At 52.0% G+C, this 692-nt stretch carries 1 protein-coding gene; it reads right to left on the bottom strand.

Features of this window, described 5'->3' with window-relative positions:
• Positions 1–692, bottom strand: a 692-nt coding sequence (locus tag ACX6U0_RS21280; RefSeq protein WP_464961806.1) for a collagen-like domain-containing protein, incomplete at both ends; no start/stop codon positions are given.

The following is a 692-nucleotide window of genomic DNA, read 5'->3' as shown; positions in this document are numbered from 1 at the left end:
GGTCCTGTTTCTCCTGTTGATCCTGTTACTCCGGTTGCTCCCGTTAATCCTGTTGACCCTGTTTCTCCCGTTGGACCCGTTTCTCCTTTTGATCCTGTTGGTCCAGTTAATCCTGTTACTCCCGTTGGTCCCGTTTCACCTGTTGATCCTGTTACTCCTGTTGACCCTGTTGGTCCTGTTATTCCCGTTAACCCTGTTGGACCAGTTTCACCCGTTAACCCTGTTGGACCTGTTTCTCCCGTTAACCCTGTTGGACCTGTTTCTCCCGTTAACCCTGTCGCTCCGGTTGCTCCCGTTGATCCCGTTACTCCCGTTGGTCCTGTTTCTCCTGTTGATCCTGTTACTCCGGTTGCTCCCGTTAATCCTGTTGACCCTGTTTCTCCCGTTGGACCCGTTTCTCCTTTTGATCCTGTTGGTCCAGTTAATCCTGTTACTCCCGTTGTTCCCGTTTCACCTGTTGATCCTGTTACTCCTGTTGACCCTGTTGGTCCTGTTATTCCCGTTAACCCTGTTGGACCAGTTTCACCCGTTAACCCTGTCGCTCCGGTTGCTCCCGTTGATCCCGTTAGTCCTGTTGATCCCGTTACTCCCGTTGGTCCTGTTTCTCCTGTTGATCCTGTTACTCCGGTTGACCCTGTTGACCCTGTTTCTCCCGTTGGACCCGTTTCTCCTGTTGATCCTGTTGGTCCAGT

The sequence above is a fragment of the Gottfriedia sp. ABJ_BB2_2 genome, from assembly GCF_055484705.1.
This window is presented reverse-complemented; position numbering and strand designations above follow the sequence as displayed.